This is a genomic window from Micromonospora sp. NPDC048843 (assembly GCF_040649965.1).
GTDB classification, from domain to species: Bacteria; Actinomycetota; Actinomycetes; order Mycobacteriales; family Micromonosporaceae; genus Micromonospora; species Micromonospora hortensis.
Map to the genome: position 1 here is coordinate 1 of NZ_JBEZGJ010000054.1, position 16,652 is coordinate 16,652.

Annotated in this window: 15 protein-coding genes and 1 pseudogene; 5 read left to right on the forward strand and 11 right to left on the reverse strand. The window is 70.7% G+C overall.

Annotated features, from left to right (window positions below; genetic code table 11):
* The 3 genes and pseudogenes from AB0C20_RS15190 to AB0C20_RS15200 all read right to left on the reverse strand — a co-directional run.
* A pseudogene (locus AB0C20_RS15190) lies at window positions 1-88 on the reverse strand (hypothetical protein); the annotation flags it as partial.
* Between the two features lie 46 nt (window positions 89-134).
* On the reverse strand, window positions 135-1,649 hold the full coding sequence (locus AB0C20_RS15195; protein ID WP_357186865.1) for a DUF1996 domain-containing protein: 1,515 nt from the start codon (window positions 1,647-1,649) through the stop codon (window positions 135-137).
* 248 nt (window positions 1,650-1,897) lie between these two features.
* Window positions 1,898-2,908, reverse strand: coding sequence for a saccharopine dehydrogenase NADP-binding domain-containing protein (locus AB0C20_RS15200; RefSeq protein ID WP_357186862.1), 1,011 nt, complete (start codon window positions 2,906-2,908; stop codon window positions 1,898-1,900).
* 94 nt (window positions 2,909-3,002) lie between these two features.
* Here AB0C20_RS15200 and AB0C20_RS15205 point away from each other — a divergent pair, with 94 nt between their 5' ends.
* Together AB0C20_RS15205 and AB0C20_RS15210 are read left to right on the forward strand one after the other, a co-directional pair.
* Window positions 3,003-3,956 (forward strand): helix-turn-helix domain-containing protein, encoded by a 954-nt coding sequence (locus tag AB0C20_RS15205; protein ID WP_357568206.1) that lies wholly within the window; start codon window positions 3,003-3,005, stop codon window positions 3,954-3,956.
* Window positions 3,957-4,008: 52 nt separating this feature from the next.
* The gene (locus tag AB0C20_RS15210; RefSeq protein WP_357186856.1) at window positions 4,009-4,566 is read left to right on the forward strand and encodes a hypothetical protein; all 558 of its coding nucleotides are present in this window, start codon (window positions 4,009-4,011) and stop codon (window positions 4,564-4,566) included.
* An 8-nt stretch (window positions 4,567-4,574) separates the two neighbouring features.
* On the opposite strand, the gene AB0C20_RS15215 is transcribed toward AB0C20_RS15210, so the two are convergent.
* The 5 genes from AB0C20_RS15215 to AB0C20_RS15235 all read right to left on the reverse strand — a co-directional run bounded on the left by AB0C20_RS15215 (window position 4,575) and on the right by AB0C20_RS15235 (window position 9,864).
* Window positions 4,575-6,626 (reverse strand): glycogen debranching N-terminal domain-containing protein, encoded by a 2,052-nt coding sequence (locus AB0C20_RS15215; RefSeq protein WP_357186853.1) that lies wholly within the window; start codon window positions 6,624-6,626, stop codon window positions 4,575-4,577.
* 3 nt (window positions 6,627-6,629) lie between these two features.
* A complete protein-coding gene (locus AB0C20_RS15220; protein WP_238685908.1) occupies window positions 6,630-6,992 on the reverse strand; it encodes an SCP2 sterol-binding domain-containing protein in 363 nt (120 codons plus the stop codon).
* 58 nt (window positions 6,993-7,050) lie between these two features.
* Window positions 7,051-8,283, reverse strand: a complete 1,233-nt coding sequence (locus AB0C20_RS15225; protein WP_238685907.1) for a sialidase family protein — start codon at window positions 8,281-8,283, stop codon at window positions 7,051-7,053.
* The gene (locus AB0C20_RS15230; RefSeq protein ID WP_357568213.1) at window positions 8,270-8,782 is read right to left on the reverse strand and encodes a sigma-70 family RNA polymerase sigma factor; all 513 of its coding nucleotides are present in this window, start codon (window positions 8,780-8,782) and stop codon (window positions 8,270-8,272) included. The genes AB0C20_RS15225 and AB0C20_RS15230 overlap by 14 nt, the downstream gene beginning before the upstream one ends.
* A 71-nt stretch (window positions 8,783-8,853) precedes the next feature.
* The gene (locus AB0C20_RS15235; protein WP_357568207.1) at window positions 8,854-9,864 is read right to left on the reverse strand and encodes a carboxypeptidase regulatory-like domain-containing protein; all 1,011 of its coding nucleotides are present in this window, start codon (window positions 9,862-9,864) and stop codon (window positions 8,854-8,856) included.
* A gap of 242 nt (window positions 9,865-10,106) precedes the next feature.
* On the opposite strand from AB0C20_RS15235, the gene AB0C20_RS15240 reads away from it, so the two are divergent.
* Window positions 10,107-11,057 carry an SRPBCC family protein gene (locus AB0C20_RS15240; protein ID WP_357568208.1) on the forward strand — a complete coding sequence of 317 codons (951 nt, stop codon included), beginning with the start codon at window positions 10,107-10,109 and terminating at the stop codon, window positions 11,055-11,057.
* Window positions 11,058-11,085: 28 nt separating this feature from the next.
* Complete coding sequence (locus tag AB0C20_RS15245; RefSeq protein ID WP_357568209.1) at window positions 11,086-12,258, forward strand: zinc-dependent alcohol dehydrogenase; 1,173 nt, start codon at window positions 11,086-11,088, stop codon at window positions 12,256-12,258.
* A gap of 253 nt (window positions 12,259-12,511) precedes the next feature.
* Here the strand turns inward: AB0C20_RS15245 and AB0C20_RS15250 are convergent, their stop codons facing one another.
* On the reverse strand, window positions 12,512-13,204 hold the full coding sequence (locus AB0C20_RS15250) for a DUF6348 family protein (RefSeq protein ID WP_357568210.1): 693 nt from the start codon (window positions 13,202-13,204) through the stop codon (window positions 12,512-12,514).
* Between the two features lie 64 nt (window positions 13,205-13,268).
* Window positions 13,269-14,288 carry an LD-carboxypeptidase gene (locus AB0C20_RS15255; RefSeq protein ID WP_357186828.1) on the reverse strand — a complete coding sequence of 340 codons (1,020 nt, stop codon included), beginning with the start codon at window positions 14,286-14,288 and terminating at the stop codon, window positions 13,269-13,271.
* A 335-nt stretch (window positions 14,289-14,623) separates the two neighbouring features.
* On the opposite strand from AB0C20_RS15255, the gene AB0C20_RS15260 reads away from it, so the two are divergent.
* The gene (locus AB0C20_RS15260) at window positions 14,624-15,010 is read left to right on the forward strand and encodes a DUF2267 domain-containing protein (RefSeq protein ID WP_357186825.1); all 387 of its coding nucleotides are present in this window, start codon (window positions 14,624-14,626) and stop codon (window positions 15,008-15,010) included.
* Window positions 15,011-15,044: 34 nt separating this feature from the next.
* On the opposite strand, the gene AB0C20_RS15265 is transcribed toward AB0C20_RS15260, so the two are convergent.
* Window positions 15,045-16,523, reverse strand: a complete 1,479-nt coding sequence (locus tag AB0C20_RS15265; protein WP_357186822.1) for a glutamate--cysteine ligase — start codon at window positions 16,521-16,523, stop codon at window positions 15,045-15,047.
* Window positions 16,524-16,652 lie beyond the last annotated feature (129 nt).

A 16,652-nucleotide genomic window follows, 5' to 3' on the forward strand; every position in this document is an offset into this window, starting at 1 on the left:
AGCGGCGCACCGCGCCGTTGTACGTGTCCGCGATCAGCACCGAGCCGTCCGGCAGCGCGCACACGCCCAGCGGGTGCTGGAGCAGCGCCGACTCCTCAGGCGTGGGGGCCGTCCGTCGACAGCGGTGGCGGTGGTCAGCCGCCGGCGAAGGTCGTGTCGACGCCACACTTGGCGTTCTGGTTGAGGCAGGACTTCACCAGGTCGCCGAGACGCTCCGGCTCCCAGGCGTTCATGAAGTCGCCGTGCATGGATGACGGCTTGCCGGAGGAGAGGCTGAGACCGTCACCGCCCAGCGACTCGTAGTTGACCATGAAGGAGAGATCCGGCACGGCCACCGGGTACTTGCCGGTGCAGACGCCGTTCACCGGGTCGCCCATGTGCGACTTGTGATCGGGCGAGTCGATGTTCTTGCCGTCCCAGCAGTCCTTGAACACGAGCTGGAAGATCAGGTTGCCGCCAGGGGCGCACTTCGGCCAGTTGCCGTCGGCGCTGCGGCCGATCTCGGCGCTGCCCGCGCACCAGAACTGGTTGCTGCCGGCGTTCTTCGGAGTGTCGACCTGCCGCTTGGCGTCGCCTTCGACCACCACCAGGCCCGGCGGGAAGGGCTTGACCGTCGACGGGTCCTTGACCCGCGAGCCGTAGTAGATGCGCATGCTCTTGATCGGCACGGCCTTGCCGTCCTTGCGCAGTTCCGGGGTCCAGTAGGCGCTCTTGTCCCCGGGGGCGTTGCAGGTGTTCGCCGCGGCGAACAGCTTGTCAGTAGTGGTGAAGGCGTCGATCTTCGGGCCGAAGAACGTGTGCATGTGCGAGGCGCCCGAGAGGCCCGGCAGGACGATCGGGTCGTCCGGGGCGGAGTTCGCGACGCCGCAGTCGGTGTGGAACTCCGGCACCCGGGTGGTGCCCGGCGGCACCGCCTTCGGCTTGATGGCGTTGAAGGCGGCGAGTTCCCTGCTCCACTTCGCCTGGTCGACGGGCACCCAGCCGCCGGCCGGCGCGCTCGGCGGGACGGACGTCGACGGAGACGCGGACGCGGACGCTGTGGAACTCGGTGTGGCCGAAGGGGCGGCCGACGTGCTCGGTGTGGCCGACGCGCTCGGCGACGTGCCCGTCGCGGGGCCGAACGTGAACCAGTTCAGGTTCACGAAATCCGACGTCGAGGCGCTCGTCATGACCGCGAAGACGGTCTGCGCGCCGGCCGGCACGGCGGACGCCTTCGCGGTGACGGTCGTCCACTTCTGCCAGCCGCCGGTCTGGGCGATCGGGAAGTTGGCCAGCAGCGGACCGTTCTGCGCGCCGAGGCGCAACTCGACAGCGCCGCCGGCGGCGTTGTGTGAGGCGACCCGGGCCGTCAGGTCGACGCCCGTTACCGACACACCGTCGAAGCGTAGCCAGTCGCCGCTGGCCAGCCAGCCAACGTTACGGCCGCCGTCGGCGTCGCCGGTGCCCTCGGTCTGCGCCCCGGACTGTGCCGCGAAGGCCTCTGCCTGCACCCGGCCGGGCACGGCGACCTCTTCGGCCTGGGCGCCGGCGATGTAGATGCCGCTGCCGGCCAGCGCGGCGACGACAGCGGAGGCGAGCGTGATACGAGTGAGGCGACGACGCTTTCGTGCCCGATCCGGTGGTGCGACGTGCGCGGGGGGAGTCCGCATTACCAGTGGTTTCCTTCGAGTCGACGATAAAGCTCTGTCGGAAGGAGTATGTGCACGTCAGGGGCCTGCATCAACTCGCGGGGAAAGAATTAAGGAGGCCGGTCGACGAGTGCCCTGGCAGCCAGCGTGGCCCCTCCGGATGACAATTTTTCGCTCGTACAGTCTCAAGTTTCATTTAAGTCCCGTCGCCCCGTTCTGGCTCGAAGATTACGAATTTCTCGTAACGAATTGTGGTCGAATTCTCCACCTCAGTCGCTGACCGGTTCGACACTGATGGCCGGCGAGAGCGCGCGCAGGAAGTCAACCGCGTCGAACATCTCGCCGGCGGAGGCGACGCCGCTGGTCCTCGTCCGACCATCGAGGACGCGCCCGACCGCTTCCACGGCCAGGGGAGCACTGACGGCGTAGATGTCCTGACCACTGGCCACGACACGACGGCCCGCGCCGCCGCGACGCACGATGACGTCGACAGTGAACGTCTGCGCTGACCGGCCCCGCCCGTCGACCGCTACCGGCGCCGCCGCGGCGGTCAGGTCGGTGGCGGCGTCGACGGTCATGTAGGTGCGGACCTCGGGGATGGCCAGGTGGCGGGGGATGGTGACGACGTCGGCCATGGTGAACTCCCCGAGAACGGTGCGCCGGCCCAGCGGCGCGGGAAAGTCCCAGTCCAGCCTCGGCAGCTCCCCGCCGGACCGGTACTCCAACCGGCCGCCGGTGTAGCGGACCCGGTCGCCGGCGCGGCGCTCGCGGGAGACGACACCCGCGGCGACCGTCCCGGCCGTCGGGTGCCAGCTGCTCAGTCCGTACGCGACGTGCGCCTCGTCGGCCGACGTCCAGTCGCCCATCGCCATCGTCGCGAGCAGGTCACCGAGCCCACCGAAGAAGGCCATCGCCGGGACTACCGCGACATCGGCCGCCCGCGCGCGCTCCGTGAAGTGGGTGAACGTATCGAGGTTGGCCTCGATCTCGGCCGCCACGTCCACGTACGGGATCCCGGCGCGCAGCGCGGCCTCGATCACACCGGCGGCGGTCGACGCGAACGGGCCGGCGCAGTTGATGACCGCGTCCACGCCGGTCAGCGCCGCGTCGAGCGACGCCGGATCGTCGGCCGACGCCACCCGGTAGCCGGGCCCGAACGCCGCCAACCGGCGCGGGTCGCGGCCCACCGGCACGGCACCGAACCCGCGCTCGCGCAGCTCCGTCATCACGAATCGTCCAGTGTGCCCGTACGCCCCGAACACCGCCACGATGTGGCCCATCACTGCCCCCTTGAAAGATCGACTAAGTCCAGCCTTCCGCAGCGACCGGCGACCGACCAGTGTCGGGAACGCCATCCCCCGTACAGTTTCGGACATGGCCCTTGTCGCGATCGCCGCCACCGACGGCATGTTGCACTTCGAGCTGGCCCTGGCCTGCGAGGTCTTCGCCCACGACCCCTCCGGCCTGGCCGACCCCTGGTACGACGTGGCGATCTGCGGCCCCGGCCCGGTCCGGATCGGCCGCTTCCTGCTGGCGCCCGACGACGGGTTGGACCGCCTCGCCCGCGCCGACACCGTGATCATCCCGTCGATCGAGGACGTCGACGGGGACGTGGACCCCGACCTGCTCGACGCGGTCCGCGCGGCCCACCGGGCGGGCGCCCGGATGGTCTCGCTGTGCACCGGCGCGTTCGTGCTGGCCGCCGCCGGGGTGCTCGACGGGCTGCGGGCCACCACGCACTGGGCGCACACCGAGGCGCTGACCGCCCGCTATCCCCGGGTACGGGTCGACCCGGACGTGCTCTACGTCGACAACGGCAGCGTGCTCGCCTCCGCCGGGAAGGCCGCCGCGATCGACCTGTGCCTGCACCTGATCCGCCGCGACCACGGCTCGACCGTCGCCAACGCCGTCGCCCGCCGCCTGGTCGTGCCTCCGCACCGCGCCGGTGGTCAGGCCCAGTACGTCACCACCCCGGTGCCCGCCCGTGACGACCACCCGCTGGCCACCCTGTTTCCCTGGGCGCTGGCCCGCCTGGACCGGCCGCTGACCGTCGAGGACCTGGCCCGGCAGGCGAACATGAGCTCACGCAACCTGGCCCGCCACTTCCGTTCGGTCACCGGCACCACACCACTGCTGTGGCTGTCGACGCAACGGATCCGCCACGCCCAGGAGCTGCTGGAACGGACCGACGACAGCATCGACGCCGTCGCCGAGGCGGCCGGCATGGGCACCGCCGCGACGTTGCGTCGACACTTCCACCGCACCGTCGGCGTGCCCCCGGACACGTACCGGCGTACCTTCCGGGCCACCGGGCCTGGCACCGGTTGATCCCGGACCGGGTACGCGCGGAAGGCGTCGGGCAGAATGCCAAGCTCGTGCGATGCCGGCGGTCGGGGGTCCGATGGGCTACAGCTTCGAACACGTCGATCTACCCGAGCCCGCCGCGAGCGCGCGCGCCCACGCCGAAGCGTGCATGGATCTGAACGGGTCGTGCGGCAACTGGCCACAGTGCTACGAGGAGTACTCGTCGCTCGCCGCCGCCTACCAATTCGCTCTCAACGTCGCCGGCATGGAGTTCTGTCGGGAACGCATGCGGTCGGCCGGCATGACCTACCAGGCGACACCGCAGCCCTTTCCGGACTGGCCGTTCGACGGCGTCGACGACTGGCGCAACGATCAGCGCCGACGCGACGCCTACAAAGAGGCCGAGCGGGCGGCATCCGCGCAGACCAGCCCCGGCAAGGTGGGGATCCCCGAGTTCAAGCTGACGAGCAACGGTCCCTGGGTGGTGGGCCAGACCGAGATCGAGCAGGCGTTGATTCTCTATGAGGCGTCGCCGACGAGCCCGCGCGCCGAGTGGGAGACCGACGAGCTGTGGTTGGCCTGGCTCGACTGGCTGCGGGAGACGCGGACCCACGGCGGCTTCACCGTCAGTTGAGCGTCCCGCTAGCGCTGGTCGGGGCGTTGGCGGGCGAACGCGTCGCGCTTGCCCCAACGGCCGGGGATGTCCAGGAGCGCGATCCGTCCGAAGGTGGCGGGTAGCGCGGGGTCCACGGCCAGGTGGTCTTCGTGCGGGTTGATACCGAGCATGGTGCGGATCAGCAGCATGGTGGCACCGCTGGACCACGCCTGCGGACTGCCGGCGGTCGGGTACCGGATCGGGAACCGGGTGGTGTCGCGGTCGAACCCGCCGAACGCCTCGGGTAGCCGACCCTCGAAGTAGGTGGCGGCGGAGAGGATGCCCTCGGCGATGCGGGCCGCCTCGTTGCCGAACCCGTAACGGCGCAGACCCCAGGCGATGAATGAGTTGTCGAACGGCCAGACCGTCCCGTTGTGGTAGCCGAGCGGGTTGTAGCGACGCTGCCCCTCGGCGAACGTCCGCACCCCCCAACCGGAGAAGAGCGCCGGCCCCATCAGGTGCTCGACCACCCGTTCAGCCCGCTCCGGAGGCACGATGCCGCTCCACAACAGGTGCCCGATGTTGGACGACAGGCTGTCCACGGGAGTGCCGTCGTGGTCGAGGGCGAGGGCGTAGAAGCCGCGGTCCTCAAGCCAGAAGTCCCGGTTGAACCGGTCGTACAGGGCCGCCGCCTCGCTCTCCAACCGCTCGGCGTAGGCAGTGTCGCCCCAGAAGGTACGGGCCAGTCGTGCCCCCCGGATCTTCGCGTCGTAGGCGTACCCCTGGGTTTCGCAGGTGGCCCTCGGGAAGCCCGGCAGCCGGCCGTCGGCGTAGGAGATGCTGTCCCAGGAGTCCTTCCAACACTGGTTGTCCAGGCCGGTGGCGCGGTTGCGTCGCTGGTACCAGACGTAGCCGGTGGAGGTGAGGTCCGCGTACCTGTCGATCCAGGCCAGGGCCGCGCGGACCTCCTGCTCCAACTCCATCACCAGCGCGGTGTCGCCGCTCCACCGCTCGTACTCGTCGAGCAGCACCACGAACAACGGTGATGCGTCCACGGTGCCGTAGTAGGGGGAGTGCGGCTGCTCCTCGAACGCGGCCGACTCCCCGTAGCGCAACTCGTGCAGGATCCGGCCCGGGTCCTCCTCCAGCACGTCGTCGGTCCGCACGCCCTGCAACGACGCGAGGATCCGCAGTGTCGGTGGGGTCAGCGACGGGGTGACGGGCAGGGTCTGCAAGCAGGTCAGAATGCTGTCGCGGCCGAACAGGGTCATGAACCAGGGCAACCCGGCCGCGGGTACGCTCGCGCCGCTGAGCGAGAGCGGGGCGAAGCGCAGCGCCGCCAGGTCCACCAGGCTGCGGTGGTAGACCTGCTGGAGGCCGACGCTCTCGGTGTCCAGGGTCGGGGCCGCCGCGACCCAGGCACGCACGCTCGCCGGCAGAGTGGAGTCGTCCGGCCGTTGGGCGCGCAGGGCGGCGCGCAGGTCGACGCCGTCCGGACGCAACGCCAGCATGACGGCCTGCAACCGGGTCGACCACTGCTGCTCGGGGCGTAGCCGGACCGCGAACCGGAGGCCGCCCGAGTCGAACTCCGCGGGCTCGCTCGCCGACACGACGACCTCACGTCGGTAGGTGCCGCGCCGGTAGCCCAGGCGCAACTCGTTCGGGCCGACGCGCGTGTAGTGCTCGCCGGACTTGTCGCCGACGTCGAACTTGATCTCGAAGATGTCGGCGAAGTCGGCAGCCACCTCCAGACGTACGTCGAGCGTCATGTCCCGCTCGCCGTAATTGAAGATCGTCAGCGACTCGGTGAGGTCCGGGCCGATGCGCCTGCGCCGAATGGCCGACACGTCGGCCTCCACGTAGTCCACCGCCGCGCCCGGAACCGCGAAGAACGTGACCTCGAAGTACTGGCTGTCGTCCACCGACAGCGCGGTCATGCACTCGCCGTTGACGGTGAGCCGCCAGCGGGACAGGAAGCGCGTGTCAGCGGCGAAGAGGCCGACCGGGGTGCTCGGGGACGACTGCACGTCGCCGCTGGCGTCGGACACCATGAAGGTGTTCCCGTCGATGCACGCCACCGTGCCCGCGATGTCCCTCATCGGTCACGTCCCACCGTCGGGATCCTCGCGCTGAAGCCGCCCGGGCTCTCGCGGAAACAGTCGCCCGATACGCAACGCCAGAGCGAGATCACCGTCGACCATGATCTCGCCACGGGTGATCGCCGCCAGCCCGTTGACCTCGCCCCGCGCCATCGCCTCCGCGAGCTGCGCGGACACCTGGATCACAGTGGTGGCGGGGCCACCGCTTCGGGTCACCCGCATCCGGCCATGATCGATGTCGAGCAGCCACTGCTCCAGGTTGCCGTCGTCGCGGATGTCGAATCGCACGCTGCCGCAGACCTTGCTGAACCGTGGATCCTGGCCAGCGACCGTCAACCGCTCGAAGAAGGCGCTGGTCTCCGACATCCCCACCTCCTCCGGGCGCTGGTAAGAGCGGATGCCGGCTACCCGCTGCCGCGCACTCCTAACGCCGGGTGGTGCCCCCTTGTTCACTTTCGAGCGAGAAGCGGGTCCAGCTGGTCGCGTCCGTGGTGACGAGGAAGTGGTCCGGCTCGCCCGTCGACCCGTCGTCACGCCCGAAGAGCCAGGCGTAGCCGGGCGCGACACTGACCGCGCCGACGAGCCGGCCGTGCTCCCGGGCGAGGGTGAAGGTCCGCCCGTCGTCCCGGCTGACCAACAGTTGCGCGCGGCGGTCGGCTTCGGTGCCCCCACCGGCGGTGATCGCCAGCAGGGACCGGTCCGACCCCACAGTGAGGTCGTAGTGCAGCTGATCCGGCAGGTCGACGCCGGTGTCCGTCCAGGTCTTCGCGCCGTCGGTGGTCCGCAGCAGCCGCACCTCGCCACCCGCCGCCGACGACTGGGTCAGCGCGTACCCTTCCCGGTCGTCGAGCCCGACCGCCGTGATCACGTCCCCGTCGTCGCCCGCCTTCCAGGCGGTCCAGGTCGCGCCTCGGTCGGCGCTGCGCGCGACGGTCGAACCCTCGCCGCCTCCCGTCCGGTACGTGGCCCAGATGCTGCCGTCCGCTGCCGGGTAGAGGCTGAACAGCGGAAGCAGGCTGGGTGCCGTGGCGGTGAGGCGGTACACCGTTCCGCTCGACGGGTCCACCGCCAGCGGCTCTAGCACCGGCGCACAGCCGAACCCGCACAGGACCGGTCGGGCCGTCGCCGGGAACGTGGGTACGGCGACGATCGCGGAGTCCGCGTCCCGCCAGGTGCGGCCGTAGTCGGTGGAGAGGTGAGCCAGCCCGGAGTCGGTGACCAGGTAGGACCGCTCACTGAGCACGGAGGAGCCCATGCCGCTGCCCGGTGTCCCGGCGGCGGTGTCGGCCGCACATCGAGTGCCCTGGAAGCGCGCCGCGTCCCAGTCCGACCAACTGCGGCCGCCGTCGCCGGTGTACGAGAAGCGCACCACGCAGCCGTCCCGCCGCACGTCGACTCCGGAGTTCGGCCCCGTCAGCGTGAACTGGCTGAACTGCGCACCCGACGGTGCCGGCGGGCCGGCCGGCGCGACCCGGTCCGGCTTTGCCAGCAGCGGTACGACCGCCAGCCCGGCCAGTGCGACCAGTGCGGTCGTCACCGTCGCGACCGATCGGCGCCGACGGGATCGGGCGGTGGTGCGCAGCTCGTCGAGGGGCGGCTGCGACACGGCCTCGGTGACGGTGTCGACGTCGAACCCGGAGAACTCACGACCGGACATCGATCCTCCCGGTTTCCGTGGCGTCGCTTTCGGCGAGCAGCGCCGCCAGAGCGACCCTGCCCCGCGACAACCGGGACTTCACCGTCCCGGACGAGACGCCCAGCGTGGCGGCGACCTCGTCCACCGGCAGGTCGACGAGGTAGTGCAGGGCCAGCGCTTGTCGCTGCCCCTCGGGCAGCAGGCGCAGCGCGGCGAGCAGGGCGAGGTGCTCCGGGGAGTGGTCGGCGACGGCCGGCGGCGGCCCGATGCGGCGCAGCAGCCCGTCGAGCACTCGACGGCGGCGGAACCGGCTGCGGGCCCAGTTCACCGCGACCCGACGCGACCAGGCCTCCGGGTTCTCCAGCCCGGCGAACCGCCCTGGCGCCATCAGTGCTCGGGTGAACGCCTCCTGGACCGCCTCCTGCGCCTCGGTCAGGTCGCCGGTCACCGCGTACAGCTGGACGACCAGGCGTCGGAAACAGCTGGCGTAGAGCTCGGAGATCGGATCGCCGTCGGACACCGTCACCCCCCTTCTCCACCACTCCCACCAACGGGCCGGGGAGAAGGTTCCGGTGACCGGCCAGAATCCGGTCAGTCGAGGTTGAAGTCCACCACGACCGGCGCCCGGCGGACCCGCACGGCAGTCGCGGCGTCGAAGCCGGCGGCGTCGTGGTGCCAGACCGACGGGGCGTACGCGCAGTCGCAGCGCAGCTTCACCCGCTGCCCCGGGAGCAGGCGCAGGGCGTAACCGTCACCCACGTCCGCCACGCCGGCCAGGTCCCCGGTGGCCGCGTCGAACGCGATCACCTGGCCGTAGGTGAGCAACTCGTCGACCCGTACCGCCCCGGTGAGCGGTGTCCCGGCGGGCAGCGCCTGATTCAGCGTCGCCGTCTGCTGGGCGCGGACCCGCACCGGCCGCGCCTGCTGTCGAGCGCCCACCCCACCGGACCACACAGTGGCCAGCCCGGCGGCGACGAACTGCACCGGCCAGTGGTACGGGCCGAGGCCGGTGATCGTGTAACGGCCGTCCTCGTCGGTGGTCGGGCCGTGGTCGTCGTACTTCGGGTGTGGCACGTAGGGCACCACCATGACCAGCGCACGGGGGATCGGCGCGCCCGTCGCCGCGTTGGTCACCACTCCGACGACGGTGCCCGGCGGGTCGAGCCGGATGGTCGGCGCGCTGGTCACCACGCCGGGCCGCACCTGAATCACCTGTGCCCGCTCGCGTTCACCGGTGCCGCCGTGCCGGCCGACCCACTGCATGCCGTACGCCGCCCTGTCGTAGGGGCTCACCAGCAGCCGGTACCTCCCCGGAGCGACGTCCCCAGCCACCAGTACGCCCTGCTCGTCGGCGCAACCCCCGTACCGTCCGAGCTGGTCCTCGCCGATGTTGACCGCTGACAACGCCGCGGCGTCCACCGGGACGAGCGCGGCGCAGGCCCGGGGGACCGGTGCGCCGGTCGCCGCGTCGCGCACCACGGTGCGGACACCGCCGGGCGCGGGCGACGCGGGGGTACGCGCGGCGGCCGGGGCGGCGGCCTCCCCGACGAGCAGTGCGACGGCGATGGTGGCGGTCAGGTGGCGCAGCAGAGAACGGCTCACGGAGGTGTCCTTCCGGCGACGCGGCGGGTCGGGCCGACCGTAACGGCGTTCAGGTGATCCAAATCGGTCAATGTCGCGATGCCGACCGTTGCCGCAGGCGTACCGGCCCACACCGACCGCAACGGACGTTCTGCCCCGAACCCGGCGCATGTGGCACCGGTACGACATAGCGTCACGGGGGCGGGGCCACCGCCGCCCCCGTCGACGAACCGGGCGGCGACGCCCACCAGAAGGGACCGGACATGAGTCGTGTCGACACTGTGCTCCTACCGGAGCTGGACGGTCCCGTGCCGGCGACGTTGCCGAGCGCGCTCGGCCTGCTGAGCCTGGCCCTGGGAGTGGGCGCGCTGGTCGCGCCCGGACCCATCGCCCGGATGACCGGGGTAGACGACTCCCCGGCCGCGCGGTCCGTGCTTCCGGCCATCGGCCTACGGGAGTTGGGCAGCGCCGCCGGCCTGCTCAGCGGCCGCCGCCCGGCCGGCTGGGTCTGGAGCCGGGTGGCCGGCGACGCCATGGACCTCACACTGCTCGGGCGGGCCCTCGCCGACCGCGGCGGTGAACGCCGTCGCCGGGTCGCGCTGACCACCCTCGCCATCGCCGGCATCACCGCGGTCGACGTGCTCGCCGCCGTACGGGTCGGGCGGGCTCGACGGGCCCGCGCCCGGGTGATCAGGATGCAGATCGCGGTGACGGTGAACCGGTCGCCCGCCGAGGCGTACCGGTTCTGGCGGGACGTCGAGAACCTGCCCCGGTTCATGGCGCACCTGGAATCCGTCCGCGCCGACGACCTGCGCCGCTCGCACTGGATCGCCCGTGGCCCGGCCGGGCACCGCGTCGAGTGGGACGCCGAGATCATCGACGACCAGCCAAACAAGTCGATCACCTGGCGGTCACTGCCGGGCACCCGGGTGCCCAACGCCGGCCGGGTCCGGTTCGTGCCCGCCCCCGGCGACCGGGGGACCGAGGTGCGGGTGGAACTGCGCTACGCGCCGCCGGCCGGCGCGCTCGGCCGAGCGGTGGCGAAGCTCTTCGGCGAGGAACCCGAGCAGCAGGTCCGCGACGACCTGCGCCGGTTCAAGCAGGTGCTGGAGACCGGCGAGGTCGTCCGCTCCGAGGGCAGCCCCAACGGCATCTCCGTACGCCAACAGGCCATGCAGCGACCCGCCCAGCCGCTGCCGGCGTCCCGTCGCTGACCGCCCGAGCTCTCCGAAGGGACCGAGAATGAAGGCCACCGCCTGGATGGGCGCCGACAGCGTCAAGGTCATCGACGTACCCGACCCGAAGATCATGAACGCCCGGGACGCGATCGTCCGGATCAGCACCACAGCGATCTGCGGCTCCGACCTGCACCTCTACCACGGCTACATACCCGCGATGCGCAAGGGCGACATCCTCGGCCACGAGTTCATGGGCGAGGTGGTGGAGGTGGGCCCGCAGGTTCGCAACCTCGCTCCCGGCGACCGGGTGGTGGTGCCCTTCCCGATCGCCTGCGGGCACTGCTCGTCCTGCCAGCGCGGCCTCTACTCGGTCTGCGAGAACTCCAACCCGAACGCCGGCATCGCCGAGAAGATCATGGGGCATTCGCCGGCCGGCATCTTCGGCTACTCGCACCTGCTCGGCGGCTACGCCGGCGGCCAGGCCGAGTACGCCCGGGTGCCGTTCGCCGACGTCGGCCCGGTCAAGGTGCCCGACGAGATCAGCGACGACCAGGCGGTCATGCTGGCCGACGTGTTCCCGACCGGCTACATGGGCGCCGAGATGTGCGACATCAAACCCGGGCAGGTGATCGCCGTCTGGGGCGCCGGGCCGGTCGGGCTGCTCGCCGCGGCCAGCGCCCGGCTGCTCGGCGCGGAGCGGGTGATCGTCATCGACCGGTTCCCGTACCGGCTGCGGCTGGCCGAGGAGCACATCGACGCCGAGACGATCAACTACGAGGAAGCCGACGTGCTGGACACCCTCAACGAGATGACCGCCGGCCGGGGCCCCGACGCGTGCATCGACGCGGTGGGCCTGGAGGGTCACCACGGCAACGCCGCCATGTACGCGTACGACCGGGCCAAGCAGGTCGCACGAGTCGAGACGGAACGACCGTTCGCCCTCCGGCAGGCGATCCTCGCCTGCCGCTCCGGTGGGGTGGTCTCGGTCGTCGGCGCGTACGGCGGTTTCGTCGACAAGTTCCCGATGGGCGCGTTCATGAACCGCTCGCTGGTCATGCGGACCGGTCAGTGCCACGTCCAGCGCTACACCCGGCCGCTACTGGAGCGCATCCAGCGCGGTGAGATCGACCCGAGCTTCATCGTCAGCCACCGGATGCCGCTGCGTGACGCACCGAAGGGCTACAAGATCTTCCAGAAGAAGCAGGACGACTGTACGAAGGTGCTGTTGAAGGTTTGAGTGGCGGCCAGGTATGCCGGCCGGGGGATGCCTCACGCGCTGCCTTTGGAGAGCTGATGTCGTGAACGATTCAGCTCCAAAGGAGCCGACCACCACTGCGGGTCGCTCTGCGCGCCCGCTGCCGCGAGCTCCAAACGGTTCCCCGTTGTCCGGCAGCTAGTGCTGTGACCACGAACGTTGGCCGCGCCTGGTGACACGCGGGACCCCGCCACGAGGGCGGCCTTACCAACCCGACCACCGTTGCGGTCAAGGCTTAGTCGGGGCCGACCAGGAGGACGAAGGTGCGTGCCAGGCCGAAACGGTCGGTACGCGGCCAGTCCAGGGCGGCGAGCGCCGCGGCGGACGGTTCGTGCCGCTGGCCGTTGATCCGGACCTCGCACTCGGTGGAGTCACCGCCCTGGCCGACAAGCATGCGAACGCCGTTGAGGTACGGGCGGTCGAGCCCGGCCGCGATCACCGGCGCCAGGGTCGACCACGGCATCGCCTCGGTGAACCACTCCTGCTTAGCCTGCGATCCGTCAACGGACCACCCGGTCGCACTGCCGACTATCGCGTGCCAGCCGGCGAACCCGCCCTGGTCGCCGGATCTGAAGTGGTTCGCCAGCCGTCCTTTCTGCTCGATCATCTCCAGGACCGTCACCAGGCAGGTCTCAATCCACGCCTGGATCGCCTGACGGGCCGCCTCGACCGGATCAGCCGCGAGGCCAAGCGTGCAGTCGACGACCGTTGGCACGTCCGGCCGGTCGACATTCAGCAGGATCTCCAGGTCCAGGTGGCGGTAATCGTCGCTGTCCGACGGAAGAACCCGGACACCCAACGATCCCGACCGCAGCATCGGCCCTTCGGTCAGCAGCCACTGGCCACCGACCTCGGCAAGCATCGGCGCGGCAAGTTCCAGCACACGCTCGGCAGGGAGGGGCTGTGGGGTAGCCCGCTGGTCGATCATGGTGGTTCACAGTACCGGCATCGCTCAGTGCCGTGGGCCGAGCACCACCGTGAACGTCTGAGCCCTAGCGCGGGCGGACTCCCGGCTCCACAGTCAGGGTCCCTGCTGCGGCGTCGATCGTGGCGCGCGAGCCCAGCGGAACGGTGAGCTGACCGTTGCCATGCCCCAGCCGGAGCCCGCCCAGGACCGGCACGCCAAGGTCGTACAGGCGGTCCTTGAGCACGGCCGCCGCGTCCCACTCGCCCGGTTCACCGACACTGTTGGTGATCTGGCCGATGACCACACCGGCGACCCTGGGCAGCACGCCCACCCGGCGCAGCTCGGTCAGCATGCTGTCGATGCTGTACGGAGCCTCGTCCACGTCCTCGAAGAAGAGGATCGCGCCGTCGAACTTCGGGGAGTCCTCCGCGCCGAGCGAGGTGGAGATCAGCGTCAGGCAGCCGCCGAGCAGGGGCCCCGATGCCCGCCCCGGCACCACCACGGAAGCCGCTGTCTCGGCCGGGTCTCGGGAGATCGTGACCGGTGCGGTGGTCATCACCGCCCTGCGGAGCGCCTCGGCCGAGTCGGGGCCGGTGCGGTCGTCACTCCAGTTGACCATGGGGCCGTAGAAGGTGACCAGGCCGGTATCGCGCCACAGCTTGCCGTGGATGCTGGTGATGTCGCTGAAACCGACGACCACCCTGGGGTCCCGGCGCAGAGCGGAGACGTCGATCTGGTCGACGATCCGCTGGGTGCCGTAACCGCCACGGGCGGCGAAGACGGCACGGATTCCCGGGTCGGTGAGGGCGGCGTTCAGGTCGGCCAGCCGCTGTGCGTCGGTGCCGGCCAGATAGCCGTACTTGGTGAAGACATGCTTGCCCAGCTCGACCTCCAGGCCCCAGCTCCGCAGGATCTCGATGCCGCGAGCCATGTTCGTGGGGTCGGGCGTGCTGCCGGGCGAGACGACCCGGACCCGGTCACCGGGTGCCAGCGCCGGTGCCCGCAGGACGCGCTTCGCACCAGCCGGCGCGGCCTGCGCGGACGTGGACTGCGTCGAGCCGACGAGCACCGCGCCGCCGGCCGCCGCCGCTCCCATCCGCAGCATGTGTCGACGGGACAGGGGCAACCGCGCGGGCCCCTGGATCGCGGCTGGGTCTGTTCCAGAAGTGGCCACCGGCGTCCCCTCATCGTGATCAGACGATGCGTGCGAGCTGCCACAGCCTACGACAGTCCACGATCCGGGTGGGGGTCCACAAAGGACGCCTGGCTCAGCTGGCAACCCGAGTGACGCGACTGGCATGTTTTGTGAGGCCCCGGCCGCCGATGGCGGGGAGTCCGGATCCGCGCGTGACCCCGTTTGTGGCGAGGGAGCCTGGGAACTCGCCCCGTTCGTCAGCAGGCAGGCCTGACGGCATGCCGACGAGACCAGAGGAGCGGGGCATGGAGTACGAGCAGATGATCGCCACGGTACGACAGCGCGCGGGCCTCGGTGAGAACGAGGCAGTGCGGTCCATACAGGCCGTCCTGTCGGTGCTCGGTGAACGGCTCGCCGGACAGGAGGCGGACAACCTGGCGGCACAGCTACCGGAGCGGCTGAACGGGTCGGTCACGCGCAACGCGCAGGGCCGTCGGTGGGACGTCGGCGAGTTCCTGAAGCACGTCGGGGACCGCGAACAGGTCGCGAACGCGGACCATGTGCGCCAACACGCCCAGGCGGTGTTGCGTACCGTCGCCGAGGCACTGAACGACGACGAGCGTCATGACCTGCTCGCTCAGCTTCCCGGCGGCATCACCGACCTCTTCGGTGTTCCCACCCCGCGAGGCTGAGCCCCGCGCCGACCGGGCCACCCGTCCGGTGTGCTCACGGGATCGGCCACTCGTGCACCGGCCGGTTGCTGTGCATCAGGTCGACGTAGTGTCGGACCACCTCGCGCAGCGCCTCCGGCCGGTCCAGGTGGTCGGCCGACTCCAACCGGTGCAGCGTCTCCACCTGCCAGGTCGCGCCGTTGCGCCCAGTCAGGCAGCGCTGCTCGATGATGCCGAGCAACCGGTCACGCTCGGCCGGGTCCAGCCCCCACCGGTCCAGGCCGTGATGCGCCATCGGCAGCAACCGGCGCAACACCAACTCGGTGACGGGCAGGTAACCAAGACCGGGCCAGAAGACCTGCGCGTCGATGCCGTGCCGGGCGCAGCTGGTGAAGTTCTCCTCGGCGGCGCTGAACGACATCTGCGACCACAGTGGCCGGTCCGACTCGGCGAGGGCGCGCACCAACCCGAAGTAGAAGGCGCCGTTGGCGATGGTGTCCAGCACGGTCGGGCCGGCGGGCAGCACCCGATTCTCCACCCGCAGGTGCGGCCGGCCACGCGACACGTCGTACACCGGGCGGTTCCACCGGTAGACGGTGCCGTTGTGTAGGCGCAACTCGGCCAGACTGGGCACCTCACCGGCCGCCAGGGCCTGCGCCGGGTCCTCCGGATCGCAGACCGGCAGCAACGCCGGGAAGTAGCGCACGTTCTCCTCGAACAGGTCGAACACGCTGGTGATCCAGCGTTCGCCGAACCAGACCCGGGGGCGTACCCCCTGGGCTTTGATCTCCTCCGACCGGGTGTCGGTGGCCTGCTGGAACAGCGGAATGCGGGTCTCGCGCCACAACTCCCGGCCGAAGAACAGCGGCGAGTTCGCGCCGACCGCGACCTGGACGCCGGCCACCGCCTGGGCGGCGTTCCAGTAGTCGGCGAACTGGGCCGGGCTGACCTGGAGATGGAACTGGGTGCTGGTGCAGGCCGCCTCCGGGGTGATCGTGTCGGCGGTGACCGCCAGACGTTCCACCCCGCTGATGGCGATCGGCAGATCCTCGCCGCGGGCCGCGAAGATCTGCTCGTTGAGCAGCTTGTAACGGGGGTTGGCCGACAGCGTCTCGGCGGTCAGGTGCTCGGGGCGCAGCGTCGGCAGGATGCCGATCATGACCATGTGCGCGCCGATCGCCCGGGCCTTCACCTCGGCGGCGTTGAGGCTGGCCCGCACGTACTCCTCGAAGTCGGCGGTGCCGGTGCCGGTCAGCCGGCGCGGCGGCACGTTGATCTCGACGTTGAACTGGCCCAGCTCGGTCTGAAAGCTCGGGTCGGCGATGGCCGCCAGCACGTCGGCGTTGCGCATCGCCGGATTCGACGCCTCGTCGACCAGGTTCAGCTCGATCTCCACGCCGGTCATCGGCCGGTCGAGGTCGAAGCGGGACTCGCGCAGCATCTCGGCGAAGACATCCAGGCAGCGGCGGACCTTGTCGCGGTAGCGGGCCCGATCCTCTCGACTGAAGGTTCGTACGCCGACGTCCTCGCCCATGGTCACCACCCCGTCACCGCTGGTCCCCCTAACCTCGCACGTGATCGGCGGGCGGGGGAAGACCCGAGGGCCCTTTCCTACCCAACTGCCCGCCCCGTTAGCCCAGCCGGAGCGGACCGATAGCATTGC